Annotated in this window: 22 protein-coding genes and 1 tRNA gene; 8 read left to right on the forward strand and 15 right to left on the reverse strand. The window is 55.4% G+C overall.

The genetic code is table 11. The features are described 5' to 3' along the window. Nucleotides 1-10: 10 nt before the first annotated feature. The gene (locus DXH95_RS05100; RefSeq protein ID WP_239016547.1) at nucleotides 11-745 is read left to right on the forward strand and encodes a sulfite exporter TauE/SafE family protein; all 735 of its coding nucleotides are present in this window, start codon (nucleotides 11-13) and stop codon (nucleotides 743-745) included. Nucleotides 746-762: 17 nt separating this feature from the next. On the opposite strand, the gene DXH95_RS05105 is transcribed toward DXH95_RS05100, so the two are convergent. The 3 genes from DXH95_RS05105 to moaA all read right to left on the reverse strand — a co-directional run bounded on the left by DXH95_RS05105 (nucleotide 763) and on the right by moaA (nucleotide 2657). Next, a tRNA-Asn gene (locus DXH95_RS05105) sits at nucleotides 763-837 on the reverse strand. Between the two features lie 60 nt (nucleotides 838-897). After that, a complete protein-coding gene (locus DXH95_RS05110; RefSeq protein WP_115548329.1) occupies nucleotides 898-1674 on the reverse strand; it encodes an NAD kinase in 777 nt (258 codons plus the stop codon). After that, on the reverse strand, nucleotides 1671-2657 hold the full coding sequence (gene moaA, locus DXH95_RS05115; RefSeq protein WP_115548330.1) for a GTP 3',8-cyclase MoaA: 987 nt from the start codon (nucleotides 2655-2657) through the stop codon (nucleotides 1671-1673). The genes DXH95_RS05110 and moaA overlap by 4 nt, the downstream gene beginning before the upstream one ends. Nucleotides 2658-2727: 70 nt before the next feature. Between moaA and DXH95_RS05120 the strand changes: the two genes are divergently transcribed. Continuing rightward, entirely contained in the window at nucleotides 2728-4011 is a 1284-nt protein-coding gene (locus tag DXH95_RS05120; RefSeq protein ID WP_115548331.1) for a putative bifunctional diguanylate cyclase/phosphodiesterase, read from the forward strand. 1 nt (nucleotide 4012) lies between these two features. Here DXH95_RS05120 and mfd read toward each other — a convergent pair whose 3' ends face one another. Together mfd and DXH95_RS05130 are read right to left on the reverse strand one after the other, a co-directional pair. Then, the gene (mfd, locus tag DXH95_RS05125) at nucleotides 4013-7486 is read right to left on the reverse strand and encodes a transcription-repair coupling factor (protein ID WP_115548332.1); all 3474 of its coding nucleotides are present in this window, start codon (nucleotides 7484-7486) and stop codon (nucleotides 4013-4015) included. Nucleotides 7487-7490: 4 nt separating this feature from the next. Further along, nucleotides 7491-7775 carry an FAD assembly factor SdhE gene (locus DXH95_RS05130; RefSeq protein ID WP_115548333.1) on the reverse strand — a complete coding sequence of 95 codons (285 nt, stop codon included), beginning with the start codon at nucleotides 7773-7775 and terminating at the stop codon, nucleotides 7491-7493. 56 nt (nucleotides 7776-7831) lie between these two features. On the opposite strand from DXH95_RS05130, the gene recG reads away from it, so the two are divergent. Further along, nucleotides 7832-9892 carry an ATP-dependent DNA helicase RecG gene (gene recG, locus DXH95_RS05135; protein ID WP_115548334.1) on the forward strand — a complete coding sequence of 687 codons (2061 nt, stop codon included), beginning with the start codon at nucleotides 7832-7834 and terminating at the stop codon, nucleotides 9890-9892. On the opposite strand, the gene DXH95_RS05140 is transcribed toward recG, so the two are convergent. Together DXH95_RS05140 and tyrS are read right to left on the reverse strand one after the other, a co-directional pair. Next, nucleotides 9889-10212 (reverse strand): PilZ domain-containing protein, encoded by a 324-nt coding sequence (locus DXH95_RS05140; RefSeq protein WP_115548335.1) that lies wholly within the window; start codon nucleotides 10210-10212, stop codon nucleotides 9889-9891. The two genes, recG and DXH95_RS05140, sit on opposite strands and share 4 nt — an antisense overlap. A gap of 87 nt (nucleotides 10213-10299) precedes the next feature. After that, nucleotides 10300-11538, reverse strand: a complete 1239-nt coding sequence (gene tyrS, locus DXH95_RS05145) for a tyrosine--tRNA ligase (protein WP_115549413.1) — start codon at nucleotides 11536-11538, stop codon at nucleotides 10300-10302. A 48-nt stretch (nucleotides 11539-11586) separates the two neighbouring features. Between tyrS and DXH95_RS05150 the strand changes: the two genes are divergently transcribed. Genes DXH95_RS05150 through DXH95_RS05160 form a run of 3 tightly spaced genes read left to right on the forward strand, consistent with a single transcriptional unit; the run spans nucleotide 11587 to nucleotide 14647 of the window. Next, nucleotides 11587-12135 carry a DOMON-like domain-containing protein gene (locus tag DXH95_RS05150; RefSeq protein ID WP_147291684.1) on the forward strand — a complete coding sequence of 183 codons (549 nt, stop codon included), beginning with the start codon at nucleotides 11587-11589 and terminating at the stop codon, nucleotides 12133-12135. Continuing rightward, nucleotides 12135-13343 carry an exo-beta-N-acetylmuramidase NamZ family protein gene (locus tag DXH95_RS05155; protein WP_220272276.1) on the forward strand — a complete coding sequence of 403 codons (1209 nt, stop codon included), beginning with the start codon at nucleotides 12135-12137 and terminating at the stop codon, nucleotides 13341-13343. The genes DXH95_RS05150 and DXH95_RS05155 overlap by 1 nt, the downstream gene beginning before the upstream one ends. 8 nt (nucleotides 13344-13351) lie before the next feature. Further along, the gene (locus tag DXH95_RS05160) at nucleotides 13352-14647 is read left to right on the forward strand and encodes a spinster family MFS transporter (protein ID WP_115548338.1); all 1296 of its coding nucleotides are present in this window, start codon (nucleotides 13352-13354) and stop codon (nucleotides 14645-14647) included. Between the two features lie 7 nt (nucleotides 14648-14654). Here the strand turns inward: DXH95_RS05160 and DXH95_RS05165 are convergent, their stop codons facing one another. Next, nucleotides 14655-15836: a vWA domain-containing protein gene (locus DXH95_RS05165; RefSeq protein WP_115548339.1), complete on the reverse strand. Its 1182-nt coding sequence runs from the start codon at nucleotides 15834-15836 to the stop codon at nucleotides 14655-14657. Nucleotides 15837-16001: 165 nt separating this feature from the next. On the opposite strand from DXH95_RS05165, the gene DXH95_RS05170 reads away from it, so the two are divergent. After that, on the forward strand, nucleotides 16002-17393 hold the full coding sequence (locus DXH95_RS05170; RefSeq protein WP_181883578.1) for a methyl-accepting chemotaxis protein: 1392 nt from the start codon (nucleotides 16002-16004) through the stop codon (nucleotides 17391-17393). Here DXH95_RS05170 and DXH95_RS05175 read toward each other — a convergent pair. The 6 genes from DXH95_RS05175 to DXH95_RS05200 all read right to left on the reverse strand — a co-directional run bounded on the left by DXH95_RS05175 (nucleotide 17381) and on the right by DXH95_RS05200 (nucleotide 24344). After that, complete coding sequence (locus tag DXH95_RS05175; RefSeq protein ID WP_239016615.1) at nucleotides 17381-18235, reverse strand: DUF817 domain-containing protein; 855 nt, start codon at nucleotides 18233-18235, stop codon at nucleotides 17381-17383. The two genes, DXH95_RS05170 and DXH95_RS05175, sit on opposite strands and share 13 nt — an antisense overlap. Nucleotides 18236-18239: 4 nt before the next feature. Next, entirely contained in the window at nucleotides 18240-19085 is an 846-nt protein-coding gene (locus DXH95_RS05180) for an AAA family ATPase (protein ID WP_115548341.1), read from the reverse strand. Between the two features lie 81 nt (nucleotides 19086-19166). After that, nucleotides 19167-19862: a DUF6975 family protein gene (locus DXH95_RS05185; protein WP_115548342.1), complete on the reverse strand. Its 696-nt coding sequence runs from the start codon at nucleotides 19860-19862 to the stop codon at nucleotides 19167-19169. A gap of 114 nt (nucleotides 19863-19976) precedes the next feature. Then, nucleotides 19977-21986 (reverse strand): RNA polymerase sigma factor RpoD, encoded by a 2010-nt coding sequence (gene rpoD, locus DXH95_RS05190; RefSeq protein WP_115548343.1) that lies wholly within the window; start codon nucleotides 21984-21986, stop codon nucleotides 19977-19979. Nucleotides 21987-22025: 39 nt separating this feature from the next. After that, nucleotides 22026-23879, reverse strand: coding sequence for a DNA primase (gene dnaG, locus DXH95_RS05195; protein ID WP_115548344.1), 1854 nt, complete (start codon nucleotides 23877-23879; stop codon nucleotides 22026-22028). A gap of 12 nt (nucleotides 23880-23891) precedes the next feature. Beyond that, on the reverse strand, nucleotides 23892-24344 hold the full coding sequence (locus DXH95_RS05200; protein ID WP_115548345.1) for a GatB/YqeY domain-containing protein: 453 nt from the start codon (nucleotides 24342-24344) through the stop codon (nucleotides 23892-23894). Nucleotides 24345-24486: 142 nt separating this feature from the next. Between DXH95_RS05200 and carA the strand changes: the two genes are divergently transcribed. Next, a complete protein-coding gene (carA, locus tag DXH95_RS05205) occupies nucleotides 24487-25665 on the forward strand; it encodes a glutamine-hydrolyzing carbamoyl-phosphate synthase small subunit (protein WP_115548346.1) in 1179 nt (392 codons plus the stop codon). Nucleotides 25666-25668: 3 nt separating this feature from the next. Here carA and DXH95_RS05210 read toward each other — a convergent pair whose 3' ends face one another. Next, nucleotides 25669-26166 carry a hypothetical protein gene (locus DXH95_RS05210; protein WP_147291686.1) on the reverse strand — a complete coding sequence of 166 codons (498 nt, stop codon included), beginning with the start codon at nucleotides 26164-26166 and terminating at the stop codon, nucleotides 25669-25671. Nucleotides 26167-26210: the final 44 nt, after the last annotated feature.

The following is a 26210-nucleotide window of genomic DNA, read 5'->3' on the forward strand; positions in this document are numbered from 1 at the left end:
GGTATTGAGCGTGATCCTGGCTCTTTTATTCGGCCTGATCGCGCTCATCTACGCCTCCGTCGGATTTGGCGGAGGATCGTCCTATACAGCGCTGCTGTCATTGAGCGGGATTGAGCCAAGGCTGATCCCGATCATTTCTTTATGCTGCAATATCGTTGTTGTTACCGGTGGTACGTTCCGCTTTTGGCGGGCCGGACTCCTCGAATGGAAAGCAGTGCTGCCATTGCTGGTGGTGTCGGCGCCCTTGGCTTTCCTGGGTGGCTTGACGCCGCTCGAGGAAACCACCTTTCTCGCCATCTTAGGGTGCACCTTGTTGCTGTCGGCCTTCGCGCTGATTCTGCCTCAGGATCGCCTACCGGAGACCAAAGTCCCAAAACCTGTTCTGCTCGCACTATCAGGCGCGGTAGGCTTGTTGGCGGGTCTATCGGGCATCGGGGGTGGTATTTTCATGGCGCCTGCGCTGCACCTCATCCATTGGGCGGAGGAAAAGCGGATTGCTGCCTTCGCATCGCTCTACATTTTGGTAAATTCGATCACGGGGCTTGCCGGGCAGTTGATTAAACATGGACCGCAATCATTCGTAGAACCGGCACTGACATATTGGCCGCTTTTGCTGGCCGTATTGATCGGCGGACAAATTGGAACCCATATCGGCATCCAGCTTATTCCGCCTAAATGGCTGCGTCGGATCACTGCCCTGCTGGTCGGCTATGCAGCCATCAGGCTGCTGATGCAGGCCTATTGATTTTTCACGAGAAAATCTGGCTCCCCGGGACGGATTCGAACCGCCGACCAATCGATTAACAGTCGATTGCTCTACCGCTGAGCTACCGGGGAGCAGCCCGATGACATCGGGCAGGCGCGCCTATGGCTTGGCCTGAAACAAAAAGCAAGTGGTCAGGTAATAAATTGTTCCATCGCGATGCGATCATCGAGCGCATGTTCGGGATCAAAGAGCAAAGTGAGTGACCGGTTGCGGTCCAGAGCGACCTCAACCGATGCGATATCGCGAATTTCGCGCTGGTCGGCGACCGCGCTGACCGGGCGCTTCGAGCTTTCCAATATCGTCAGTTTGACCACATAGCGATCGGGCAGGATAGCACCTTTCCAGCGGCGGGGGCGGAAGGGGCTGATGGGAGTCAATGCAAGCAGTGAACTGTCGAGTGGCAGGATCGGGCCATTGGCTGAGAGGTTATATGCAGTCGAGCCCACTGGGGTCGCAACAAGAACGCCATCACAAATCAGTTCATCCAGAACGGTGCGACCATTGACGTCGATCTGCAGTTTTGCAGCCTGCCGCGTTTCTCGCAGTAGAGATACTTCGTTGATGGCGGGAAGGGTGAAGCGCTGTCCTGAGCTTGCCTCGATAGTTGCCATCAAAGGCATGACGGTGACGCTTTTGGCCCGCTCTAACCGGTTGAGCAAATCGTCGGGATGCCAGTTGTTCATCAGGAAACCGATGGTCCCCAAATTCATGCCATAGGTGGGCAGGTCGCGCCGTTGTTCGAGCAGGCGGTGCAGCAGTTGCAGAAGGAACCCGTCGCCACCCAATGCTATGACTGCATCGGCTTCTTCGATGGGTACAAACTCATGAATCTCGCGCAGTTGCTTCTCTGCCTTGCGGGCGGGCTCACCTGGTGAAGCTAGCAGGGCGAGTTTTGGAAAGCGACTCATCCGCCGGTCGCATTCATATGACGATGCAGCCGCAAATTCCTGTCCTCCATCTGTGCTTCAAAGTCGTGCCTTTCCGGCTTTAGGCGAAGCGCTTTTTGCAACAGCCTATCGACAGCGTCCAATCCTCCGGCCCGAATTGCTTCGCGGAAATCGACATATAATTCGGAGCCGAGGCACATATGCACCTTACCATCGCTTGCCAGGCGCAAGCGATTGCAATCGCCGCAGAAATTGTGGGTCATGGGCGTAATCATGCCAAGTCTGAGGCCCAAGGGTTCGACGCGATAATAGCGCGCGGGGCCAGCTGTTACATGTTCGTCCGGAATCAGTTCATTCCGCTCCTGCAATGGACGTAAGAAATCTCGCAGCGATATGAAGCTGTCGGTGCGACCGGCTACGCCGTCGCCCAAAGGCATCGTTTCAATCAGCGCAAGATCGAAACCGTTTTCGGCGCAATAATTCGCCATATCCAGTAATTCAGTTTCGTTGAAACCGCGAAGCGCGACCATGTTTATTCGTATTGCAATGTCTGCGGCTCGGGTAGCCTGAAGACCTGCCAACACCTGCTGCAAACTACCGCCGCGTGTGATGGACTGGAACTTTGCGCTATCCAGGCTGTCGAGGCTGACATTGATACGCCGGATACCCGCTTGTGCCAGCATAGGGGCATATTGCTCTAACCGGCTACCATTGGTGGTAAGCGTCAATTCATCGAGCGCGCCCGACTTTACGTGCCGACCCAACTCTCGGATCAGAATGTCGATGTCGCGCCGCACAAGCGGTTCGCCGCCGGTCAACCGTATTTTGCGAATGCCATGTTGAATGAAGCGTGCTGCGATCAGCGAAATCTCTGTGTAATCCAGTAAATCGCTGCGCGGTAGGAATTGTTGATGCTCGGGCATGCAATAGGTGCACCGGAAATTACACCGGTCGGTCACCGAAATGCGCAGATAGTCTATGGTTCGGCCAAAATTGTCGTGCATCGACACCGACCTATCGGGCCCAAAGCATGCTGGCAATGGTTAGGAAAGACTTTGCTGCTATTCTGTTGCGATGGATGTCGCCAAAGCCGTAACCCAGATGAAGATTTCACCTGCGCGCGATGCGCAGCTGTGGCTATCCGCATTTGAAGCAAGCCCGATGCGCCGGGTCGTATTATTTCTGATTGGTATCCGGGATCTAAAGCAAGTCAACGACTTGCATGGTCGTGAGGCAGGCAATGCGGTTATTGCGGAAATTGGCCGACGGATCGGATTGTTCGCACCTTCGCTTGCGGGTGCTGTGGTGGCAGCCAGGCTTCCGGGTCGGGAATTTCTTATTGTCGCAGAGAGCGATGCGCGAAGGGCAGAGCTTGAGCAGGTCACCCGCAAACTACTTGCGTCTTTGGGCGCACCGATGACCATTCAAGATGGCGAATTGCACATCAGTGCCCGTGTAGGCGTAGCAGTATCCACTCCGGGTCAGAAAGGGATCGACCTGCTAGCTGCGGCGTCGTCGGCGCTCGCATCCGCCTATTCGCGCAAAGGACGCAAATATCAATTTGGCGATAGCAGCAGCAAATCAGATCCTACGAAAAATGCGAGCTTGGACAAGGGTTTGAGGCAGGCATTGGCCAATGATGAAATCGCAATCCATTTTCAGCCACAGTTTGAGGTTGCTTCTGGAAGGCTTGTCGGTGCCGAAGCATTGGCCAGATGGGCACATCCGGAATTTGGTGAAATCGGAGCCAGCGAATTATTTGCGGTAGCGGATCGATGTGATTTACGTGAAGAGTTGTCGTTTACCATCCAGCGACAAGCATTGGAACTCGCCGAAAAATGGCCGCGCGGGGATGTTGCGCTTAGACTGTCGATAAATCTCGGTGCCGAAGAGTTGGCGGATGATCATGCCGGGAAATTGCTGGGATTGCTGAAAGAAATCGGCTTTCCGCGAGAGCATTTGACTGTCGAACTGACCGAGGAGAGCATCGTCAATGATTTCGATCTGGCGCTTGCTCAATTGCAAATGCTGCGCAGCAAAAACATTCGGGTGGCCATCGACGATTTTGGCACCGGCTATTCCAGCCTGTCGTATCTGAAGAGCCTCCCGCTCGATTATTTGAAAATCGACAAGGGGATGACCGCGGACATTGCGGGCAGCACGCGTGACCGTATTGTGCTGCGCGCTATCATCGCACTTGGCAAAGCCTTAGGATTGCAAATTATCGCTGAAGGCGTCGAAAAAGAGGGCGAACTGGAAATGCTGCGTGACGAAGGATGCGATTATTTTCAGGGGTTCTTGAAATCGCCGCCCCTTACTGCGGCACAGTTCCATGAATTTGCTGCGCAACAAAAGTGAGTCAGGCGGCTCGTTTAGCCAGATTGGCCAGGCCCTTAGATAGCTGCAGGCAACCATTCAATTTGCTCGCGGGATCGGGCCAATTGCGAGTAATGACCAATTTGCTGTCAGGACGAAGCTTGGCCACGGCACCAAGCTTTTCGACATAAGCCAGTAGTCCGGGAACATTTGGCGGGCGGTCTTCATGGAAACTGACCAGTGCCCCGCGCGGCCCTACGTCAATTTTTGCAACTTGGGCGACCAAGGCATTCTGCTTGATGGCGATCAGTTTAAGCAAGTTTTGCGTCGGCTCCGGTATCGGGCCGAAACGGTCGGCCATTTCGGCAGCAAAGCCTTCAATATCCTGCGCTTCGTCCAGATCGTTGAGACGCCGGTATAGCGCCATGCGCACTGAAAGGTCGGGCACATAGCCGTCCGGAATCAGGATCGGCGCGTCGACGGTGATTTGTGGCGAGAAGCTGTCACGCGGTTTGGCGAGGCCATGCGCCTCAGCGCGGACGGCGACCACAGCTTCTTCGAGCATCGACTGGTAAAGCTCGAACCCGACTTCGCGGATATGGCCGGACTGTTCGTCGCCCACCAAATTACCCGCGCCTCTTATGTCGAGGTCGTGGCTGGCCAGCTGGAACCCAGCACCGAGTGTATCAAGGTCGCTGAGCACCTTGAGACGCTTTTCGGCGGTCTCGCTGAGCACCCGATCGGCAGGTTGGGTCAAATAGGCATAGGCCCGCGCCTTTGACCGCCCAACGCGCCCGCGAAGCTGGTAAAGCTGAGCCAAGCCAAAACGATCTGCGCGATGGACGATCAGCGTATTGGCGCTGGGAATATCGAGCCCGCTTTCAATGATCGTGGTCGATAACAGCACATCATAGCGCTTGTCGTAAAATGCGGTCATCCGCTCTTCGATTTCACCAGCGGCCATCTGGCCATGCGCTGTGACGAACTTCACTTCGGGAACTTGGTGGCGCAGATATTCTTCGATCTCGGCTAGGTCGGAGATGCGGGGAACCACGAAGAAACTTTGTCCGCCGCGATAATGCTCACGCAGCAAAGCCTCACGCATCACGACTTCATCCCATGGCATGACATAAGTGCGCACGGCGAGACGGTCCACCGGCGGAGTCTGGATAACCGACAATTCGCGCAAACCGGACATCGCCATCTGCAAAGTGCGGGGGATCGGCGTTGCCGTCAGCGTCAGCATGTGGACATCGGTCTTCAGCGCCTTGAGTTGTTCCTTATGGTTCACGCCAAAGCGCTGCTCTTCATCGACGATAGCCAGGCCAAGTTTCCGGAATTTGATCGATTTTGCGAGAACGGCGTGGGTGCCGATGACTATGTCGACTGAACCGTCGGTCAGACCGTCACGGGTCTTAGTTGCCTCGGCAGACGGAACGAGGCGCGACAGCCGCCCAAGCTTCAATGGCGTATCGGCAAAGCGTTCGACGAAATTGGTATAGTGCTGGCGTGCGAGTAAGGTGGTCGGAGCAATGACGGCCACCTGATAACCGGCCATAGCGGCTGCAAATGCTGCGCGCATGGCAACTTCGGTTTTCCCGAACCCAACATCGCCACATACGAGGCGATCCATCGGTTTGCCGCTCGACAGGTCTTCCAAAACCTCGGCAATGACCCGTTCCTGATCGTCGGTTTCGGCATAAGGGAAACGGTCGACAAAGGCAGCATAGCCCGCGTCCTCGACCTCTATTAACGCTCCTGGCCGCAGCGCGCGTTCGGCGGCGGTTCGAATAAGTTCATGGGCAATCGCTGTTATGCGTTCCTTGAGTTTCGCTTTGCGCCGTTGCCAAGCCTCACCGCCCAATTTGTCGAGCGTTACCGCCCCGTCCGAATTGCCGTAGCGCGAGAGGACATCGATATTCTCGACCGGAACATAGAGTCGGTCACCGCCTGCATAGGTCAGCGCGACGCAATCGTGAGGGCTTTGGCCAACCGGGATTGACGCCAATCCTTCATAGCGCCCAATGCCATGTTCGACATGGACGATCAGGTCGCCCGGTGTAAGCGCTGCCATTTCGGCAAGGAAAGCATCGGCGCTCTTCTTGTTCTTCCGACGGCGGACGAGGCGGTCGCCCAATATGTCCTGTTCGGAAACCAGCGCGACATCTGGCGAGGTAAAGCCGTGGTCGATTGGCAGAACCACCATTGCTGCGGCTTTACCCGCTGCGACTCCCAATGCGGACTGCCAGCCATCAGCTTCCACCAATTTGGGCGCGCCGTGATCAGCCAACAGGCCTTTGAGGCGTTCGCGCGCGCCCGCCGAATAACTTGCGACGATGGCCTTTTGGCCAGCGCGGATGCTGTCCTTCAGATAAGCGGCAACCGCCTCATAGACATTATCCTTGCGCGCCCGCTCAGGCGCAAAATCACGTCCTGCTGAAATGCCGAAATCGATGGTGTTTGCGGATTCCGGTGCGGCAAAAGGTGTCAGTAGATGGCTGTTATGCGCTTCTAGCAACGCTTCGAGCTCTTCGCTGGTCAGATACAGCTTTTCCGGCGCCAACGGTCGATAACTGCCGGGGCTTGCGGACTGGGCCTTTTCGCGGTTGGCGTGGTAATCGGCAATCGCTTCAAACCGCGCTTCACCGGCTGCGAGTGCCGCCTGATCACGCAGGATCAGCGTGCCGCTGTCAAGATGGTCGAGCAAAGTGACCATACGCTCTTCAAACAAGGGCAACCAATGGTCCATGCCCGCCAGTCTGCGTCCCTCCGATACCGCCTGATAGAGCGGATCGCCGGTCGCTGTGGTCCCAAAAAGGTCGCGATATTGAGTGCGGAATCGGCGAACCGCATCCTCGTCCATCAGTGTTTCGACGGCAGGCAAAAGTGCGAACCGGTCGACGGTACCGATGCTCCGCTGGTCTTGAGGCGAGAAGCGGCGGATTGTTTCGATTTCGTCGCCGAAAAAGTCGAGCCGTAGGCCGTCCTCGCTGCCTGCCGGGATCAAATCGACTAGGCTGCCTCTTATGGCAAACTCGCCCGCCTCGGCGACGGTATCGACTCTGAAATAGCCATTGGCTTGCAGCAGGCCCGCGAGCTTTTCGCGGTTTATCGATACACCTGAGGCCAGGATCGCCCCAGTCTGGCGAATGCGGAACGGTGTAATAACCCGCTGGACCATTGCCCCGATAGTGGTCAGCAATATTCGCTTGGATTTGGTCGGGTGCTGTAACGCGTTGAGCGTCGCCATGCGCTGGCTGGTTATCACCGTCGATGGCGAGGCGCGGTCATAGGGTAGGCAGTCCCAGGCCGGAAATTGCAGGATTTCCAGTTCGGGCGCGAAAAAGGGAATCGTCTCTGCCAGTGAGCGCATCGCCGCGTCGTCTGGCGCTATATAGAGCGTCGCACTCTTGGCCCCGCGTGCGAGATCGGCGACCAGCAGAGGCGTGAATCCAGCAGGCACCGACGCCAGCGTCAGCGGGCGATCCGCTTTCAAGATGCGCTGCAAATCAGTCATGCGTTCAATCGGCCTTGGTCAGTCCGACGGGAAGCGAAATATAGTCAAGCCGCATCAGCAAATCGAGCATCGGGCCTTCCCATTTGGCGGGAACGGGCAGGGTACGCATCGCCCAGCCCATGATGTCGACATCCTGTTCCTCAAGCAAAGCTTCAAACCAGGCGAAATCCGTTTCGGACCATCGGGCATGATAGCTGTCGAAAAAGCCGCCGACTATTGCATCGGCTTCGCGCGTGCCACGATGGTGGGCACGAAAATGCAGTTTGCGAAGATAGGATGCCCGGTCCATGATTTGTCTCGAAGATAGTGGAATGATGGCCAGCGGCCTATATAGTGCCCCTAGTCATGCGGCCCGATATTCTCAATCCGTTATTTGCTGAAGTGGAAACGCTGAAAGGCGTAGGGCCGGGGATTGCGCGCCCGTTGGACCGGCTGGGCCTGAAGCGCGTCAAAGACCTGTTATATCATTTTCCGGCCGGATGGACCTATCGCAAAAGGGTGGCCTGCATTGATGAGGTGGATGTTGGCACCAACATCATCGTGCAGTTGATTATAGCGGACCATCGTAGCGGCGGGAGCTCACGTAGTCCGCTTCGCATTCACGGCGTTGACGGCGAAGGAAATTATCTGACGCTCACCTTTTTCGGACGAAATGGAGGCTGGGCCCGGAAGCAACTGCCAATTGGGGCAGAGCGGATAGTCTCTGGCAAGCTTGAGCGCTATGGCGATGAGCTACAGATTGTTCATCCTGATCATATTGCAGAAGCGGGCGGGAAAGGTTCCCCACCGTTGATAGAACCAGTCTATCCGCTGTCGGAAGGGTTGACGAGCAACCGCTTGTCGATGCTGGTCGCACAAGCGCAAGATCGCATCCCGACTCTGTCCGAATGGATCGACTCGGGGCTGATTGAACAGCGCAAATGGCCAAGTTGGCGAAGCGCGCTGGCCACCGTTCATCAACGCGACGACAATAAAGCGAGGGACAGGCTTGCGTATGACGAACTATTTGCAAACCAGCTGGCCATGCGCCTCGTCCGCGCATCGCATGACCGCGTCACCGGCGTTGCTGTGGCTGGTGATGGAAATTTGGCCGCGCAGCTCAAACTTCCATTCGCGCTGACATCTGCACAGCGACGGGTCATCGAAGAAATCCGAGGAGATCTGGCGCAGACAAAGCCGATGTTGCGGCTGCTGCAGGGGGACGTCGGATCGGGCAAGACGGCGGTTGCGCTCCACGCTCTGCTGTCGGCTGTTGAGGCAGGCAAACAAGGAGCCATGCTAGCCCCGACCGAGATTTTGGCTCGCCAGCATTTTGCCAACCTGCAATCGATGCTTGCGGGGCTACCTATCAACATCGCGATCCTGACCGGCAGGGACAAGGGCCGCGTTCGCGAATCGGTCCTGATGGGGCTGGCGGATGGCTCAATTGATATTTTGGTTGGCACGCATGCGATTTTTCAGGAAGCAGTTGCCTATAGGGCGCTCGCGCTTGCAATTATTGACGAGCAGCACCGCTTTGGAGTCAGCCAACGCCTTATGTTGTCGCGCAAGGGAAGGGGGGTGCCACATTTGCTGGTGATGACTGCAACACCGATTCCCCGCAGCCTTGCACTAGCCTGCTATGGCGACATGGACGTTTCGCAACTCGACGAAATGCCGCCGGGGCGCACGCCCGTTGAGACTTTGGTGATATCTGAAGAACGGTTGCCCGAGCTGATAGATGGCGTGGCTCGTCATCTTTCCGGTGGGGGCCAGGCATTCTGGGTCTGTCCTTTGGTCGAGGAAAGCGAAAACAGCGAATTGGCCGCAGTTGAACAGCGTGCCGAACTTTTGCGTGCCCGTTTTGGAAACAATGTCGCGCTCGTGCATGGCCGGATGAAAGGGCCGGACAAGGATGCCGTGATGGAACGCTTTGCATCTGGCCAAGCGCAATTGCTGGTCGCCACAACCGTGATTGAAGTCGGTGTCGACGTACCCAATGCCAGCTTGATGATCGTGGAAGCTGCAGACCGTTTCGGTTTGGCGCAGTTGCATCAATTGCGAGGCCGGGTAGGAAGAGGATCCGAAAAATCGCGCTGCATTTTGGTGCGCAGTAAGGCAATTGGTGAAACCGCCCGTGCCCGGCTCGCGCTGATGCGTGAAACCAATGACGGGTTTCGGATTGCCGAAGAAGATCTCAAGCTCCGTGGGGCGGGTGAATTATTGGGCACCCGCCAATCAGGCGAAAGCCCCTTTCGCATTGCGACCGACGAACAAGTTCGCGATCTAATTGCGGCTGCTTCCGCAGATGCCCGCCTGCTAATAGACCGGGACGGAGGTTTGACCGGAGCACGCGGCGAGGCCGCGCGGGTGGCACTCTATTTATTCGAACGCGACGCCGGCGTTGCAACCTTGCGGAGCGGTTAGCGCAGCTTGGGAGATACTTTCTCTATCAGCGCCATAAAGTCCGGTAAGCGGATGACCCGTTCGAATTGAAAACCGGCGCGACTTTCGACCGTCCAGATCAAGTGCGCCTCTATCCGGCCAACAACCGGAAGGCGAATTTCAATGCGATCGCCATGCTCGAAAACACTGTTGTCATCGATCATAAAGCCATGCGCAGATACGTTCACGATGTGCATTTTCTGCTCGCCATGTCGCTTGCTTTCAGCAATCGCAACATGATTGGCACGATGACGTGCAGCACGACGCATGTCATAATTTGTATCGGTAGCCGGTTGCACCATAATTCCGTCCTGTCCCTTAATTGGGGTCGCAGGGTGGAATGTGACACGGCTTTACGAAAAAATGGTAAAGCTCGCAGGCAATTTCGGTTAACCGACCGGTCCAAAATGGACTAGCCCATGTTTCTTTTTACCGACGGAAACACGAACCTCTTTCTTACCGTTTGAAACAAGAGCATTTTCATCTGAAATTGGTTCGCCGTCGATTTTCGCACCACCGCCCGCGATCAAGCGGCGTGCTTCTTTTTTTGAAGCAGCCAAGCCTAGCTGAACCATGGCGTCGACCAAAAGAATCGACGAATCACTTAGTGTCAGCGTCGGTAGTGCCTCTCCACCGCTCCCTTCCTCAAAGGTTTTTTTGGCGGTTTCGGCTGCTTGCTCGGCTGCGGCATCACCATGTGCCATTGCTGTTGTCGCGTCGGCCAAAATCTTTTTGGCGTCATTGATTTCGGCGCCCTGCAACGCTTCGAGCCTCGCAATCTCGTCAAGATCGATGTCGGTGAAAAGGCGCAAGAAGCGGCCTACGTCTGCATCCTGGCTATTTCGCCAAAACTGCCAATAGTCATAGGGTGACAATTGATCGCCATTCAGCCAGACTGCACCTTTTGCCGTCTTACCCATCTTTGCGCCATCAGCCGTCGCCAGCAGCGGTGTTGTCAGACCATAGACCTCTAGCGCGTCCATACGACGCGACAATTCGATGCCGTTGACGATATTGCCCCATTGGTCCGAACCGCCCATTTGCAAACGCACGCCCATTTCCTGCGCCAGATGCCGGAAGTCATAGCCCTGCAAGATCATGTAGTTGAATTCGAGGAAAGTCATCGGCTGTTCCCGATCGAGCCGCAGCTTCACCGAATCGAACGATAGCATCCGGTTGATGGTGAAATGGGTGCCGACTTTCTGCAGCATTTCGATATAGCCGATTTTTCCGAGCCAATCATGGTTGTTGACCATGACTGCATCGGTCAGACCATCACCGAATTTCAGGAAGCGCGCAAAGATGGTCTTGATGGAGGCGATATTGGCTTCGATAGCCTCATCACTCAACATTTTGCGGCTTTCGTCGCGCCCCGTCGGGTCGCCGATCCGCGTAGTGCCACCGCCCATCAAGACAATCGGCTTGTGACCCGTCTGTTGCAGGCGACGCAGCATCATGATTTGCACGAGCGATCCGACATGCAGCGAAGGCGCTGTGGCATCGAAACCGATATAGGCCGGCACGATTTGCTTTGCGGCAAGCGCGTCCAGCCCGTCTGCATCGGTTAGCTGGTGGATATAGCCGCGACTATCGAGTAGGCGCAGGAGATCGGATTTATACTGGCTCATGTCGGTCTCTGGATGAATTTCGGGGCCGCCTAGCATGGAGTTTCGCGCTTGGCCAAGCATTCTATGAAATGTCACCCGGACACGCCGACCAAAGCGGTCGATGAGTTTACTGTCGAGGTCGAACTACAAGAACATGGCCGGATATGGATTCGCTATCATGTCGTAGCGCCGGTTGATGAACTTACGCTGGGATTGCCAAGCGCGGCAGAGCGAACGGATGGACTATGGAAAACCACATGCTTCGAAGCCTTTGTGATGCAAGCTGGCAATCCTGGTTATCTGGAATTCAACTTTGCTCCCTCAAGTGAATGGGCGGCGTATAGTTTCTCAGGTTATCGTGAAGCCATGGAGGAGTTGCCCATGCCGATTGCGCCGGAACTGGGCAATGATGTCAGCCAAATTAACTTTGCGCTGGAAGCGACATTTGAACTGCCACACGCTTTTGCAGACAAGGATCTCTTGTTGGCCATCACGGCCGTGATTGAGGAACTGGATGGCACCAAATCCTATTGGTCGCTCGCACATCCCTCAGGAGCACCCGATTTTCACCATCCGGATTGCTTTACGCTGCGTCTTCCGGCACGAGCCGAACCATGATCAAATTCGGTATCGACCGCCTGCTTTCCGAACCCGAACTGCGCCGTGAACTGGTGGGAAAAAGGGTTGCTCTTGTTGCTCATCCCGCCTCGGTAACGGCAGGGTTGCAGCATTCGCTCGATGCGCTGATTGCTATGGGTGATCTCAACATCTCTGCCGCTTTCGGTCCGCAGCACGGGCTGAAGGGCGACAAGCAGGACAATATGGTTGAGTCTGCGGATTTCACCGACCCCGTTTACAACATACCGGTGTTCAGCCTGTATGGCGAGGTACGCCGCCCGAGCGGGCAGATGATGTCGACCTTCGATGTTGTGCTGGTCGATCTTCAAGATCTGGGTTGCCGGATCTACACTTTTATCACAACCCTGCTCTACATCCTCGAAGAGGCGGCGAAACACAAAAAGGCTGTTTGGGTGCTTGATCGCCCCAATCCTGCTGGACGACCGATTGAAGGGCTGATGCTGCAGTCAGGGTGGGAGAGCTTCGTCGGAGCCGGACCTATTCCTATGCGCCACGGCCTGACGCTGGGCGAACTTGGCCGTTGGTTCATCGATCATTTCAAGCTCGACGTCGATTATCGCGTTGTCGAGATGCAGGGCTATCGTCCGGACGAGGGCCCTGGCTTTGGCTGGCCGTCGGAAGATCGCGTATGGATCAATCCGAGCCCCAATGCCGCCAATTTGAATATGGCGCGTGCCTATGCGGGCACAGTGATGCTCGAAGGCGCTACGCTCAGCGAGGGCAGGGGGACAACGCGTCCGCTCGAGCTTTTTGGTGCGCCTGATATAGATGCTCGTCTCGTAATGGCCGAAATGGAGCGGCTCGCGCCCAAATGGCTGCGCGGATGCAAGATGCGCGAAATCTGGTTTGAACCAACTTTCCACAAGCATGTCGGCAAGATGTGCCACGGCGTGCACATCCATGCCGAGGGCAACTTCTACAATCATGAAGACTTTCAGCCCTGGCGGCTCCAGGCACTGGCCTTCAAGGCAATTCGCCGCCTGTATCCCGATTACCAGCTATGGCGCGGCACGGATTTCAAATATGAGTACACCAATGATGTGCTTGCGATTGATGTGATCAACGGCGGACCAATGTTACGCGAATGGGTGGATGATCCCGTTGCTATGCCGTCGGACCTTGACCTTGCCGCAAAGGCAGACGAAGACAGTTGGGGAGAGGAGAGGCAACGCTATCTCCTATATTGAGGAGAGAGATGTTGACGACAGAGCCCGCAAAGGCTGAACTGCCGAAATCACCCAATTCGTTGCGTTTGACGCTTTGGGTTTTGCTCATCGTCTACATCTTCAATTTTCTTGACCGCCAGATCGTCAATATTCTCGCCGAGCCGATCAGCCGCGATCTTGGGTTGAGCGATACTCAAATTGGTCTGATGACGGGCATTGCTTTCGCAGCTTTCTACACATTTTTGGGCATCCCGATCGCGCGCTATGCGGACAGACCCAAAACCAACCGTGTCGGACTGATATCGGTTTCGCTGATAATCTGGTCGGGTATGACAGCATTGTGCGGGCTGGCGCAAAACTTCTTCCAATTATTGCTTGCGCGTATCGGCGTTGGCGTCGGTGAGGCAGGGTGCACACCGGCAGCTCACTCTCTGATTGCAGATCTCGCACCACCCGAGAAACGTGCATCGGCTATTTCCTTTTACTCGCTCGGGATTCCAATAGGCTCATTGCTTGGAATGGTGATCGGCGGAATGATTGCAGACGCCTATGGCTGGCGTGCAGCCTTTCTGGTAGCCGGTCTCCCCGGAATTGCGCTTGCGGCCATTGTATTTTTTGTTTTGCGCGATCCGCGCATGTCCGCGCATCTCAAAGCTGCGGAGCCGAAGCCTGCGATTTCCACAGCAGAAGCCTTCAAGGAAATTCTGGCTTCCCGTGCATTTATCATGTTGGCAATCGGTGGCGCGATGGCCGCCTTCCTGAGTTATGGAAAAGCGACCTGGACCACTATCTTCTTCCAGCGAACGCATGAACTTTCGCCCGGCGAAGTCGGTTTCTGGTTCGGCATTGGCGGAGGTATTGCCGGCATCATAGGAACCTTTGCCGGGGGCTGGTTTGCCGACAAATATGGCAAGGTGAACCGGCGGCATGTGCTGACTGCACCTGCCATCGGCATGCTGGTTGCCATCCCTATTGCGATTAGTGCCTATTGGGTGGAGAATTGGTGGTACGCTCTCATTTTGATCATGACGCCGACTTTCCTGAACTCCATGTATGTCGGCCCAGCCTATAGCTGTGCACAGGGCCTTGTGCCGCTTCGAGCTCGCGCGATGGCTTCGGCTGTTTTGCTGTTTGCGCAAAATTTGATTGGTTTGGGCCTTGGGCCGCTATTCTTCGGAATGCTGTCGGACGGCATCAAGCCCATGGCAGGTGATGAAAGCGTGCGCTGGGTGCTTTACGGCGCAGCGCTACTCGGGCTCATTCCCTCCTTCTTCTTTTGGAGAGCGAGCCTGCATCTGAACAAGGAACTCGACCAGAAAGGCTAAGTTTGGCTCAGCCGTTCTTGCGGACCAATTCGCGCATGGCGTCGTCCAGCCCTTCAAGGGTCAACGGATACATGCGGTCTTTAACGAGTTCCTTGATGATCTTGGTCGACTGCGAATAATTCCAGTGTGCCTCGGGCGTGGGGTTAAGCCAGACGGTGGCGGGATAGGTGTTGACCATACGCTGTAGCCAGACCGCGCCAGCCTCTTCGTTGAAATGTTCAACCGAGCCGCCTGGGTGCGAGATTTCATAGGGGCTCATTGCCGCGTCGCCGACAAAGATCAGCTTATAGTCGTGCGGGAATTTATGCAGCACTTCCCAAAGCGGTGTGCGCTCGGCAAAGCGGCGGCGATTGTCCTTCCATACGCCTTCATAGACGCAGTTGTGGAAATAGAAGAATTCCAGATTCTTGAACTCGGCGGTTGCGGCGCTGAACAGTTCCTCGCACAGCTTTACAAACGGATCCATCGATCCGCCGACGTCCAGGAACAACAACACCTTGATAGCATTGCGCCTTTCGGGACGCATTTGGATATCAAGCCAGCCTTGCCTTGCGGTTCCCTTGATAGTACCATCAAGATCCAGCTCATCGGGTGAACCCTCACGCGCAAAGCGACGCAGGCGGCGCATGGCAATTTTGATGTTTCGCGTGCCCAGTTCTTTGGTGTTATCCAGATTTTGGAACTCACGCTTTTCCCAGACTTTCAGGGCGCGTTTATGCTTGGATTCGCCGCCTATGCGAACACCTTCGGGGTTGTAGCCGTTATTGCCATAAGGGGATGTGCCGCCGGTGCCGACCCACTTGTTTCCGCCTTCATGGCGCTTCTGTTGTTCTTCGAGGCGCTTCTTCAGCGTCTCCATAATCTCCTCCCAAGAGCCTAGCGATTTGATCGCTTCCATTTCCTCTGGCGTCAAAAACTTCTCGGCGACGGCTTTCAGCCAGTCTTCTGGAATGTCGACCGGATTGGTGCCGTAATCGGTAAGCAGTCCCTTGAAGACCTTGTTGAACACCTGATCGAATCGGTCGAGAAGCGCTTCGTCTTTCACCAGAACGGCGCGTGCGAGATAATAGAATTCCTCCGGCGATTGCTCAATCACGTCAGCTTCCAGCGCTTCAAGCAGGGCCAAATGCTCTTTGAGTGAAGCCGGTATGCCGGCCAATCTCAATTCATCGAGGAAATTGAAGAACATCACTCTGCCTCATCGTTGGCGCGGGCTTAATTGCGCAATTAACTGCTCTATCCATGGAGCGCCGGATTGCGGTCGTCAACTCCATTGCGAATAGCCAATTTAACCCGACGCTAACCATTCAAATTTACCATGAATGACACAACATATTTTGGGTCAAATAACCAAATGGAAAATATAGCTTTTCAGGCCAATGACTGGATCGATGATACCGCAAAAATTTGCGGAGAAGTCGCCGTCGATTGCTCCGATACCGCCGGGACGCTTGAGCAAGCGCTGAAATCGGCCGAACAATTGCGCCGCGAGCATAGCGAGTGGGAATCGATTACCGATCGCTTGACGTCAGAAATTGAAAATGTAGCGCATGCCACGGTTGAGGCACGAGAACTTTCTGACGCGGCGCGTGAAAAGCTGGAAGCGGGTAATGCGACCATTTCCAGTTCGATGGCAGGCTTTGCTGATTTGCTCGATCTCATTAACCGGCTCGGCACGCACATCACTGGCTTTGCTGCTGCGATGGAACAGGTGAAAAGGGCGTCACAGGCGATCGATAACATTGCCCGGACTACAAACATGTTGGCTTTGAACGCAGCGATTGAAGCGCAAAAGGCGGGCGACGCCGGTCGGACTTTTTCGGTCGTTGCCGCCGAGGTTAAAAAGCTGGCACAGGATTCGCGTAGCGCCGCTGTCGAAATTACCGAAACCGTGAATTCGCTTGCATCAGAGGCAGAGAAGCTAGCTGGTGAAATCGGATCGGGCATCGAAGGTAGCGGAAACGCGCAAGCGCAATTTTCAAATATGGAGACGCTATTGGGCGGTCTGGGCGACATTGTGGGTCAGGTAGACGAACGCACATCAGAAATCGCCAGCAACACTACGGCGATAAGCCAGGGACTCTCCGAATCCCGTACGGTGCGTTCGGCAGTATCTGATGCCAATGATCGTATGCACAAACAACTATCGACCGCCTTCAACGATGTGAACGAACTCGAACTTCGCGCAAACCGCATGTTTGACCAGCTTGTTCATAGCGGTATGTCGCGGACCGACAGCGTATTTGTCGACTTGGCACTTGCTGAAGCAGCCAACATCATCGCTTTGACCGAGCGTGCCTTGAAAGACAGTAGCCTGACGCTCGATGCACTGTTTGACACTAACCTCGTTCAAATCGAAGGTAGCAATCCGCCCCGTTTCCGTTCTCGGTTGACGTCATGGGCGGACGCCAATTGGCGGCCTGAGATTGATCGCATAAAGAACAGTAACTCCGCGATACTCTCGACCTGCTGCACGTCCAGTAAGGGCTTCCTCGTAACCCATCTCAGCGAATATTCGCGCGCGCCGACAGGAGATTTGGCACACGACACCAAATATTGCCGCAATGGGCGCCTTTTGTTTGAGGGGATCGATGTCATCGCCAAGGCCAGCGAGCAAGATTATATGATGGCCGTCTATCGCCATGAAGGCGACGGAACCAATTATAACATCGTGCGCAATGTGTATGTGCCGCTGCGCTTTGAAGGACGGCGCTGGGGCGATCTGGAGATTGCTTACATTCTCTGATGTTCAGGTGGTTGTGGGCGGTGAACCGCGGCAACCAATATGAATGATATGTACATTAGCAACATCCAGGCGCCCAATTTGGACGGCGATACCAAGTGCCACCCTGCCTGCTGGGTTGGATAACTCCACGCCCGGGCAAAAGTTCCGATATTCTCTGCAAACCAGATGAAGGTTGCCACCAGAAACAGGCCAACGAGCAACGGCATCCAACGATATTCGCGCCACACCCGGAACCAGATACGCGTCCGCCAGAATAACAGGCCCATGGCGGTAAAAAGAACCAGGCGGATGTCGGGCAACCAATGATGTGAGAAGAAATTGATATAGATCGCAACGCCCAAAACATAAGTGTGGATTGGCTTTGGGTAAGTCGAGAATCGGAAATCGAATATGCGCCAAACACGCGCGATGTAGCTGCCGACCGCCGCGTACATGAAGCCTGAGAATAACGGCACTCCGCCGATTCGCAGCAATGAATCTTCAGGATAAATCCAGGAGCCGTGGGCTGTTTTGAACAATTCCATCACCGTTCCGACGATATGGAATATCAGAATGACCTTTGCTTCTTCCCATGTTTCCAATCGGAACAGCAGCATGGCAAGTTGAATTGCCAAGGCTGCAAGTGTCAGAAAGTCATATCGCGACAATTCTGCGTCATCAGGATACAGAAAATGTGTGGCCAGCAGCAACGCCAGCATCAGCCCGCCGAAAAGACAGGCCCAACCTTGTTTGAAGCCGAATAAAAGAAACTCATACACCCAAGCAGGCCAACCCGGCGCGGGTGTATATGCCTCAAGCTTGGCCCTGACCCGTGCGAAGCGGGTCGAGTTCAAGGGGATTATGAGATCAGTTCCCTTGGCGGCGTGCCATGAAAGCAAGCCGCTCAAATAGCATCACGTCCTGCTCGTTTTTCAGCAACGCACCATGCAAGGGAGGGATTGCCTTTGTCGGATCCCGATTTTGTAGGACGTCGAGTGGCATGTCTTCATGCAAAAGAAGCTTCAACCAATCAAGCAGTTCGCTGGTCGATGGCTTTTTCTTAAGGCCCGGTACCTCACGGATATCGTAGAAAATGTCCATGGCTTTTGACACAAGCATCTTTTGGATACCGGGGAAGTGGACGTCGATGATCGCCTGCATCGTCTCGCGGTCAGGGAATTTGATATAATGGAAGAAGCATCGGCGCAGAAACGCGTCAGGCAGTTCCTTTTCATTGTTCGATGTGATGACAACGATAGGACGCTCGATAGCCCTGACGGTTTCGTGCGTTTCGTAAACGTAAAACTCCATCCGATCGAGTTCTTGAAGCAAATCGTTGGGGAACTCGATATCGGCCTTGTCAATTTCGTCGATCAACAAGACTGGTAGCTTTTCCGAAGTGAACGCTTCCCACAATTTACCGCGCTTGATATAGTTGCGGATGTCGTGAACACGCTCGTCACCCAACTGACTGTCGCGCAAACGAGCAACCGCATCATATTCATAAAGGCCCTGATGCGCCTTGGTGGTGGACTTGATGTTCCATTCGATCAACGGAGCATCCATGGCTTTGGCAATTTCCTGCGCCAAAACGGTTTTACCGGTGCCTGGCTCACCTTTGACAAGCAGCGGGCGGCGTAGCTTGACCGCGGCATTGACAGCCACTTTCAGATCGTCGGTAGCAACATAATTTTGGGTGCCGTCAAAGCGCATGGAAAATCCCCGAGAGTTAATCGTCTGATTAACTGTTAAGGAGCGACGGCCCGCAACGCAATAAGGGATTTTGCTAAATGCTTACTCTGCCAATATGGCTTGGTGGCGCGTTGAGATAAGCTGCCAAAGGCCTTTTTGTTGCGCCAGCATCTGCTCGCAGCCGAACAGCATCGCACGTTGTGCGGTTGCGGAGCTTGCCAGATCGCTCACCAACGACAGGCTATTTTGTGGATCGGGCAATGCGCACGGCGGTGCTTCTATCCCAAGAGAAATGGCTACTCTGTCCAATAACGGGCGCGTTGCCTGCCAATCCAGGACAAAGGCTACTGCAGCGCCGACCGCAGTGCCTTTGCGGTCAGAAGTTGCAAGCATGGTAATGCTGCGCGATTGCCCTTCGACAACAGTATTGACCCTATCCTGTCCTACATGCCTGTGGACCGGGCCGGCTGCGACGGTCAGCTGGTTCAGATATTTGCGTTCAAATGCAAAGGCATCGATCGACTGGACGAGCCAGTCGCGCGCTTCCTGCTCGATAATTTTTGTGGCGGCATGATCGACTATTCCAGGGTGGCGACCATGCGTTACGTTCAGGAAATGGGCAATGTCTGCCTTCAGGGCAGGGCGGCTGATTTTGACCGCCGACCGTAAGTCAGTGCCATAAGCGCTTTTGTCCAAAAAATTGGCTAGCGGGCATGTAATGGGCAGACTTCCTTGCGCAGCAACAACTTCGGCGAATTGCGTCCCGAAATTTGCGCTATTTGCGACGGTTTGCAGCATGCCTTACTCCGGTCCAGAACGTCGAAATGACGTTGGCTTCTTCGGGCGGTAGCAAAAAGATATAAATGCAAAGTTTACGCGGAGCTATTTTACAAGCTCCGCATAATCAAGCAGTTATTGGTCGAGGAAGGACCGCATCTTGCGGCTGCGGCTGGGGTGCTTCAGTTTGCGCAGCGCTTTTGCTTCGATCTGGCGGATACGTTCGCGCGTAACCGAGAATTGCTGGCCGACCTCTTCAAGCGTGTGGTCGGTGTTCATACCGATACCAAAACGCATACGCAGCACACGTTCCTCGCGCGGCGTAAGCGAGGCCAACACGCGTGTGACCGTTTCCTTCAAATTCGCCTGAATGGCTGCATCGACGGGAATGATCGCGTTTTTGTCTTCGATGAAATCGCCAAGATGCGAGTCTTCTTCGTCACCGATCGGCGTTTCGAGCGAAATCGGCTCCTTGGCGATCTTCATCACCTTGCGAACCTTTTCCAGCGGCATCGACAGGCGTTCTGCCATTTCCTCAGGAGTCGGTTCGCGGCCCTGTTCGTGCAGGAACTGGCGGCTAGTGCGCACAAGCTTGTTGATCGTTTCGATCATGTGCACCGGAATACGTATGGTGCGCGCTTGATCCGCAATTGAGCGCGTGATCGCCTGCCTGATCCACCAGGTGGCGTAGGTGCTGAACTTGTATCCACGGCGATACTCGAATTTATCGACCGCCTTCATCAAGCCGATATTGCCTTCCTGAATGAGGTCGAGGAACTGCAGGCCACGATTGGTGTATTTCTTGGCGATGGAAATCACGAGGCGCAGATTGGCCTCGACCATTTCTTTCTTCGCAATGCGGGCCTCGCGTTCGCCTTTTTGTACCATATTCACAATGCGGCGGAATTCGTTGAGGCTCATGCCCGTATTCGCAGCGATATCAGAGATTTCACCGCGAATACGTTCTACTGCATCGACTTCGTTCTCAGCAAATTTTGCCCACTTCTTGTCGAGCGCAGCAACGCTTTCAAGCCAACCCTCATCGAGTTCATGGCCCATATAGCGATCGAGGAAGTCCTTGCGCGGCACTTTATGGCGCTCGGCGAGACGCAGCATCTGGCCGCCCAGCGCAGTAAGGCGACGGTTGAATGAATAGAGCTGGTCAACCAGATATTCGATCTTGTTGGCGTGGAACTGCACGCTTTCAACTTCCGCTGTCAGGTCTTCGCGCAGCTTCTGGTACTTATTTTCGGAGTTTTTGGAGAACTCGCCACTCGTTGCCATCGCGATCATGCGGTCGTTCTGGATCTTGGAAAACTGTTTGAACAGGCTGGCAATCGTCGCAAAGCGTTCGAGCGCTGCCGGTTTTAGAGCCTCTTCCATCTGTGCGAGGCTGAGGGTGTTGTCTTCCTCTTCCTCTTCAACCGGGCGCGCACGACGTTCGGTCATGTCGTCTTCATCTTCGTCGGCGCTCTGCTCTTCCTCGATATCTTCCTCTTCCTTGTAGGACGGGCCTGCAGTCGCCTCGCTGATTTCGCCGTCGCCTTCATCCTCACCATCTTCGGTCAAGTTCTCGGGGGCGGGTTCTTTCGATAGCATCGCGTCGAGATCAAGAATCTCGCGCAACTGCATTTCGCCATTGTTCAGTGCGTTCGACCATTCGATAATCGCGTGAAAAGTGATAGGGCTTTCGCACAGCCCGAGAATCATGGTGTCCCGGCCGGCCTCGATGCGCTTGGCGATCGCGATTTCACCTTCGCGGCTCAGCAGTTCGACCGCGCCCATTTCGCGCAGATACATCCGCACCGGATCGTCTGTGCGATCGCCAGTGCCGGTCTTCTTGACCGTTGAAGTCAGCGAGCGTGGGTCGTTTTCAGAGATGTGATCGACGGTTTCGGTGTCTTCTTCTTCGCGCTCCTCGCCATCTTCACCGGCTTCATCGCTTTCGACGATTTGTACTCCCATGTCGTTGATGGCCGACATTACGTCTTCGATCTGCTCAGACGACATCTGGTCTTGGGGCAGTGCCTCGTTCAATTCGTCATAGGTCAGATAGCCACGACGTTTCGCTTTCGCGAGCAGCTTTTTCACCTGTGCGTCGTTGAGGTCGATCAGCGGTGCATCGCCGCCGGCACCGTCTTCCATATCGGGTTGCGTAGCCAAGTTCCTGTTTCCCCGTTGCTTTTACAAAACGTCTTCGCGCTGCAACAGCGCAGCCAGACGCGTGTCGAATTCCTGCTTTTCCTGTCGCAGCCGCTGTTGCTCGGCGTAATTGGCTTCAGTGAGATCGGTGCTCGCCAATTCGGTTGCCCTTTGCAGTGCTGCTTCCAACTCGGGCCGCTGCTTCATCAACCGGATTGCTTCGTCCAGCTGCCTGAAGGCTTTTGCCCCAGCCAGTTCCTCGCTGCCTGATTGACGGTTGAAGGCAAATGCCGTTCCGCCACTCTGCAACAAGGCTTGCGCCATATTATACAGATCGTCCCCTAATATGGTAAGCAATGCCGTACTATCAAGTGTTTCTTTGCCGCTTCCGATCATTGCCGAATCGAGCATAGCCGAAAGCAGCCGGGCATAGCCCGGATCGCGTGGCGTAAAGTCCGTCAACGCTTCCTGATGGCGTAGGATTTGTGAGGGATCGCGCAAAAGAGCCGCGAGAATTTCGCGCACCAAAATGTCGCTACCCTGATTGCCGATAGCTCTGGCATCGGCGGTCAAGGGTGGCGGCGCGTTGGGCCGCCATGGACCTCGCTTGCCTGAGAATTGGCGTTGCGGTGGAGAGCTGCGTGCAAACAGCGCATCAAAACGCTCCCGAAATGCGTCGGCATAGTGGTGGCGGATTTCTGCATCGGCGATATTCGCAACATGCAGCCCTAGCCGTTGTTTGAAACCAGCTCGGTCCTCTGGCGTGGCGACCGGCTCTGCGGCCAGTTCGATCTTCCAGATGCGCTCAACCAGCGGCTCGGACTTGTCGAGCAGCTCGGCAAAAGCGCGCGGACCAGCACTGCGCACCAGATCATCGGGGTCCTGACCTTCGGGCAGGGTCACAAATTCAAGGCTGTGACCCGGCTTCAGTCCTCCCAAAGCGCGTTGTGCCGCACGGAAGGCGGCTTTCTGTCCGGCGGCATCGCCATCGAAGCAGAGCAGGGGCTTTGGCACCATCCGCCACAGCATCGTGATTTGCTGCTCGGTCAGTGCGGTTCCCAAGGGAGCGACCGCCTCGTCAAATCCGGCCTGGGCAAGGGCGATGGCGTCCATATAGCCTTCAACCACGATAACCCGCCCCGAAGCGCGTGAGGCGGCTGAAGCCTTGTCCAGATTATAAAGCGTGCGCCCCTTGTCGAACAAAGGCGTGTCGGGCGAGTTCAGATATTTGGGTTCGCCCGCGCCCAATATGCGTCCACCAAAAGCGATTACCCGTCCGCGCGGATCGCGGATCGGGATCATCAGGCGACCGCGGAAACGGTCATAAGGCTCCTTGCCCTCGACCGAGATCAACAGGCCTGCCTCGACCAGCTTGTCGTCGCCGAAATGCTTGAGCGCCTCTTTCAGTTTGCCCCGGCTGTCCGGTGCAAAGCCTATGCCGAATGTCTTGATCGTTTCCGGCTTCAATCCGCGCCGTTCACAATAGGCGCGGGCTTCTGCTCCCTCCAACCCCTGGAATTGCGCGACAAACCAATCCTGCGCTGCCGCCATGACGTCATATAGCGTGTTGGCGCGTTCGGCTTTAGCCGCGGCTTTCGGGTCGGCTGCGGGAACCTGCATGCCTGCGGCATCTGCCAGTTCCTTCACTGCATCCATGAAGCTCAGTCCACGCTGGTCGGTCATCCAGCGGATAGCGTCGCCATGGGCGCTGCAGCCGAAGCAGTGGTAGAAGCCCTTTTCATCGTTGATCGTGAAACTGGGCGTCTTCTCATTATGGAAAGGGCAACAGGCCTTAAACTCGCGCCCCGCCTTGGTCACCTTGATGCTACGGCCGATAAGCGCGGAAAGCGTGGTCCGCGCGCGCAGTTCATCCAGCCATTGCGGAGTGAGGGTCATCGAACCCCTATGTCAGGAAAGCGCGGCCTTCACCAGCGCGCTTGCCTTGCTCATATCGAGCTGCGTGCCGTGGCGTTCCTTGAGGGTGGCCATGACGCGGCCCATATCCTTGACCGAGCTTGCGCCCAGTTCAGCTTTGATCGCTTCTATTGCCGCGCTGGTATCTGCCTCGCTCATTTGGGCAGGCAGGAAAGTCTCGATAACCGCCAACTCCGCCTTTTCGACATCCGCCAGTTCCTGACGGCTGCCCTGTTCATACAGCGAAATCGATTCGCGGCGCTGCTTGACCATTTTCTGGAGCACTTCGACGACCACGGCGTCGTCATCCGCCGGGGCAGACTGTGTACGCAGCTCGATGTCGCGGTCTTTCAGCTTGGCCAAGATCAAGCGAACAGCCGCCAAACGGTCTTTCTCGCCAGCCTTCATTGCGGCGATCTGGGCCGCCTTTATGTCATCTCGAATCATGTTCCGATTTCTTTGAAAAAGTGGAAGCAGCCCTCTTAGCCACAACTTTCCGATTTTAATAGATTGACCTTGCGGCGGCTCGTCTCTAGGCGCGGTGCCTTAGCGACATCGCCAGAAACACTATTGAAAAAGGACCGCCACCATGGCTGACCCTACCACTACGCGCGCGCCCACCGGAGCGACAGGCGTATTGGTTTTGGCCAGTGGAGAGGTGATCTGGGGTAGGGGCTTTGGCGCAGAGGGTAGCGCGGTAGGCGAAGTCTGCTTCAATACCGCGATGACCGGCTATCAGGAAGTGATGACCGACCCGAGCTATGCCGGGCAGATCATCAACTTCACATTCCCGCATATCGGCAATGTCGGCACCAACCCCGAGGATATAGAGGCGACCAACCCGCATGCCTTGGGTGCCATCGTGCGGCAAGATGTCACCAGCCCCTCCAATTTCCGCGCGACGCAGCATTTCCGCGACTGGATGGCCGCAAATGGCCGGATCGGGCTTTCGGGCATTGATACCCGCGCGCTGACCCGGCTGATCCGCCTGAAAGGCGCGCCCAATGCGGTGATTGCGCATAGTGCCGATGGCAAGTTCGACATCCCCGCCTTGCTGGCGCAGGCAAAGGCCTGGCCGGGGCTGGAGGGGATGGATCTGGCGAAAGATGTTACCACCTTGCAGACCTATAGCTGGGAGGATGGGCTTTGGAAGCTGGGGCAGGGTTATGCCACAAAAGCTGACAAACCTGACCTATGTTCCGCCAAGCGGCCAAAAGTCGTTGCCATTGATTATGGTATAAAACGCAATATATTGCGGAACTTAGTTGATACTGGTTGCGAAGTAACCGTCGTCCCCGCGACCGCGAGCTTTGACGAGATCATGGCGCATCAGCCCGATGGCCTGTTCCTTTCCAACGGCCCCGGCGATCCGGCGGCGACGGGGGTTTATTCGGTGCCCGTCATCAAGGCTTGGCTCGAAACCAAAAAGCCGCTGTTTGGCATCTGCCTTGGCCACCAGATGCTCGCGCTCGCGGTGGGTGCGAAGACCGAAAAGATGCATCAGGGCCACCGCGGCGCGAACCATCCGGTGAAGCGGCTTTCTGACGGTGCGGTAGAGATTACCAGCATGAACCACGGCTTTGCGGTGAATGCGGAGACCTTGCCCGCCAACGCCCGCGCAACGCACACCAGCCTGTTCGACGGCAGCAATTGCGGTTTTGAACTCACCGACCAGCCCGCCTTCAGCGTACAATACCACCCCGAAGCAAGCCCCGGCCCGCAGGACAGCCATTATCTCTTTGAGAAATTTGCGGGGATGATGGCGTGACGCTCAAAGGTCGGAAAAAACGGCGTTCGCTTCGTGGAAGGCACGGAACAAATGCCTGACCAAATACAATCTAGTGTTACCCCAAAATATGGCGATATCGTCGTGATAGTCGCACTCGAGTGCCGTTCCATTGATGAACATGGCTTGCGGGCTGTATCCAGATATAACGCAAAAAGTGAACTTGTTGTTCTCGAATATTCTTTTGCCGCTAGGAACGTGGCAGGATGCATTTCGGCAATCGTTGATCAAATCTGTAATGTCCTTCGCTTTCGCCGACTGAGGAATGTCGTCAGTAAAAGTGACTCTCAAGTTCTTTTTTGCCGCCTTTTGAAGCACGTCGTTCAGTTCGATAAGAACTTGGGTGATGCACGGTTGAAAATAAGGGCTTCTGCCATCAATCGGGTTGAAAATCGGGCTTTCGAAAATTCTTTTAATGATCATCAAGGACGTTTCAGCGTCGCGGTCACCGTAATCGGCCGGATTATCAACAGTTTTTCTCATATCAGATTCCGTTTGTTTCGGCATCAAACTTTAAGAACATGGGG

The organism is Sphingorhabdus pulchriflava (assembly GCF_003367235.1).
GTDB classification, from domain to species: domain Bacteria; phylum Pseudomonadota; class Alphaproteobacteria; order Sphingomonadales; family Sphingomonadaceae; genus Sphingorhabdus_B; species Sphingorhabdus_B pulchriflava.

What these genes read in the sequence shown, in the direction of transcription:
- DXH95_RS05110 (WP_115548329.1), bottom strand. Translation starts at nt 1,674, where the DNA reads ATGAGTCGCTTTCCAAAACTCGCCCTGCTAGCTTCACCAGGTGAGCCC.
- moaA (WP_115548330.1), bottom strand. Translation starts at nt 2,657, where the DNA reads ATGCACGACAATTTTGGCCGAACCATAGACTATCTGCGCATTTCGGTG.
- DXH95_RS05120 (WP_115548331.1), top strand. Translation starts at nt 2,728, where the DNA reads ATGGATGTCGCCAAAGCCGTAACCCAGATGAAGATTTCACCTGCGCGC.
- mfd (WP_115548332.1), bottom strand. Translation starts at nt 7,486, where the DNA reads ATGACTGATTTGCAGCGCATCTTGAAAGCGGATCGCCCGCTGACGCTG.
- DXH95_RS05130 (WP_115548333.1), bottom strand. Translation starts at nt 7,775, where the DNA reads ATGGACCGGGCATCCTATCTTCGCAAACTGCATTTTCGTGCCCACCAT.
- recG (WP_115548334.1), top strand. Translation starts at nt 7,832, where the DNA reads ATGCGGCCCGATATTCTCAATCCGTTATTTGCTGAAGTGGAAACGCTG.
- DXH95_RS05140 (WP_115548335.1), bottom strand. Translation starts at nt 10,212, where the DNA reads ATGGTGCAACCGGCTACCGATACAAATTATGACATGCGTCGTGCTGCA.
- tyrS (WP_115549413.1), bottom strand. Translation starts at nt 11,538, where the DNA reads ATGAGCCAGTATAAATCCGATCTCCTGCGCCTACTCGATAGTCGCGGC.
- DXH95_RS05160 (WP_115548338.1), top strand. Translation starts at nt 13,352, where the DNA reads ATGTTGACGACAGAGCCCGCAAAGGCTGAACTGCCGAAATCACCCAAT.
- DXH95_RS05165 (WP_115548339.1), bottom strand. Translation starts at nt 15,836, where the DNA reads ATGTTCTTCAATTTCCTCGATGAATTGAGATTGGCCGGCATACCGGCT.
- DXH95_RS05170 (WP_181883578.1), top strand. Translation starts at nt 16,002, where the DNA reads ATGGAAAATATAGCTTTTCAGGCCAATGACTGGATCGATGATACCGCA.
- DXH95_RS05180 (WP_115548341.1), bottom strand. Translation starts at nt 19,085, where the DNA reads ATGCGCTTTGACGGCACCCAAAATTATGTTGCTACCGACGATCTGAAA.
- DXH95_RS05185 (WP_115548342.1), bottom strand. Translation starts at nt 19,862, where the DNA reads ATGCTGCAAACCGTCGCAAATAGCGCAAATTTCGGGACGCAATTCGCC.
- rpoD (WP_115548343.1), bottom strand. Translation starts at nt 21,986, where the DNA reads ATGGAAGACGGTGCCGGCGGCGATGCACCGCTGATCGACCTCAACGAC.
- dnaG (WP_115548344.1), bottom strand. Translation starts at nt 23,879, where the DNA reads ATGACCCTCACTCCGCAATGGCTGGATGAACTGCGCGCGCGGACCACG.
- DXH95_RS05200 (WP_115548345.1), bottom strand. Translation starts at nt 24,344, where the DNA reads ATGATTCGAGATGACATAAAGGCGGCCCAGATCGCCGCAATGAAGGCT.
- carA (WP_115548346.1), top strand. Translation starts at nt 24,487, where the DNA reads ATGGCTGACCCTACCACTACGCGCGCGCCCACCGGAGCGACAGGCGTA.
- DXH95_RS05210 (WP_147291686.1), bottom strand. Translation starts at nt 26,166, where the DNA reads ATGAGAAAAACTGTTGATAATCCGGCCGATTACGGTGACCGCGACGCT.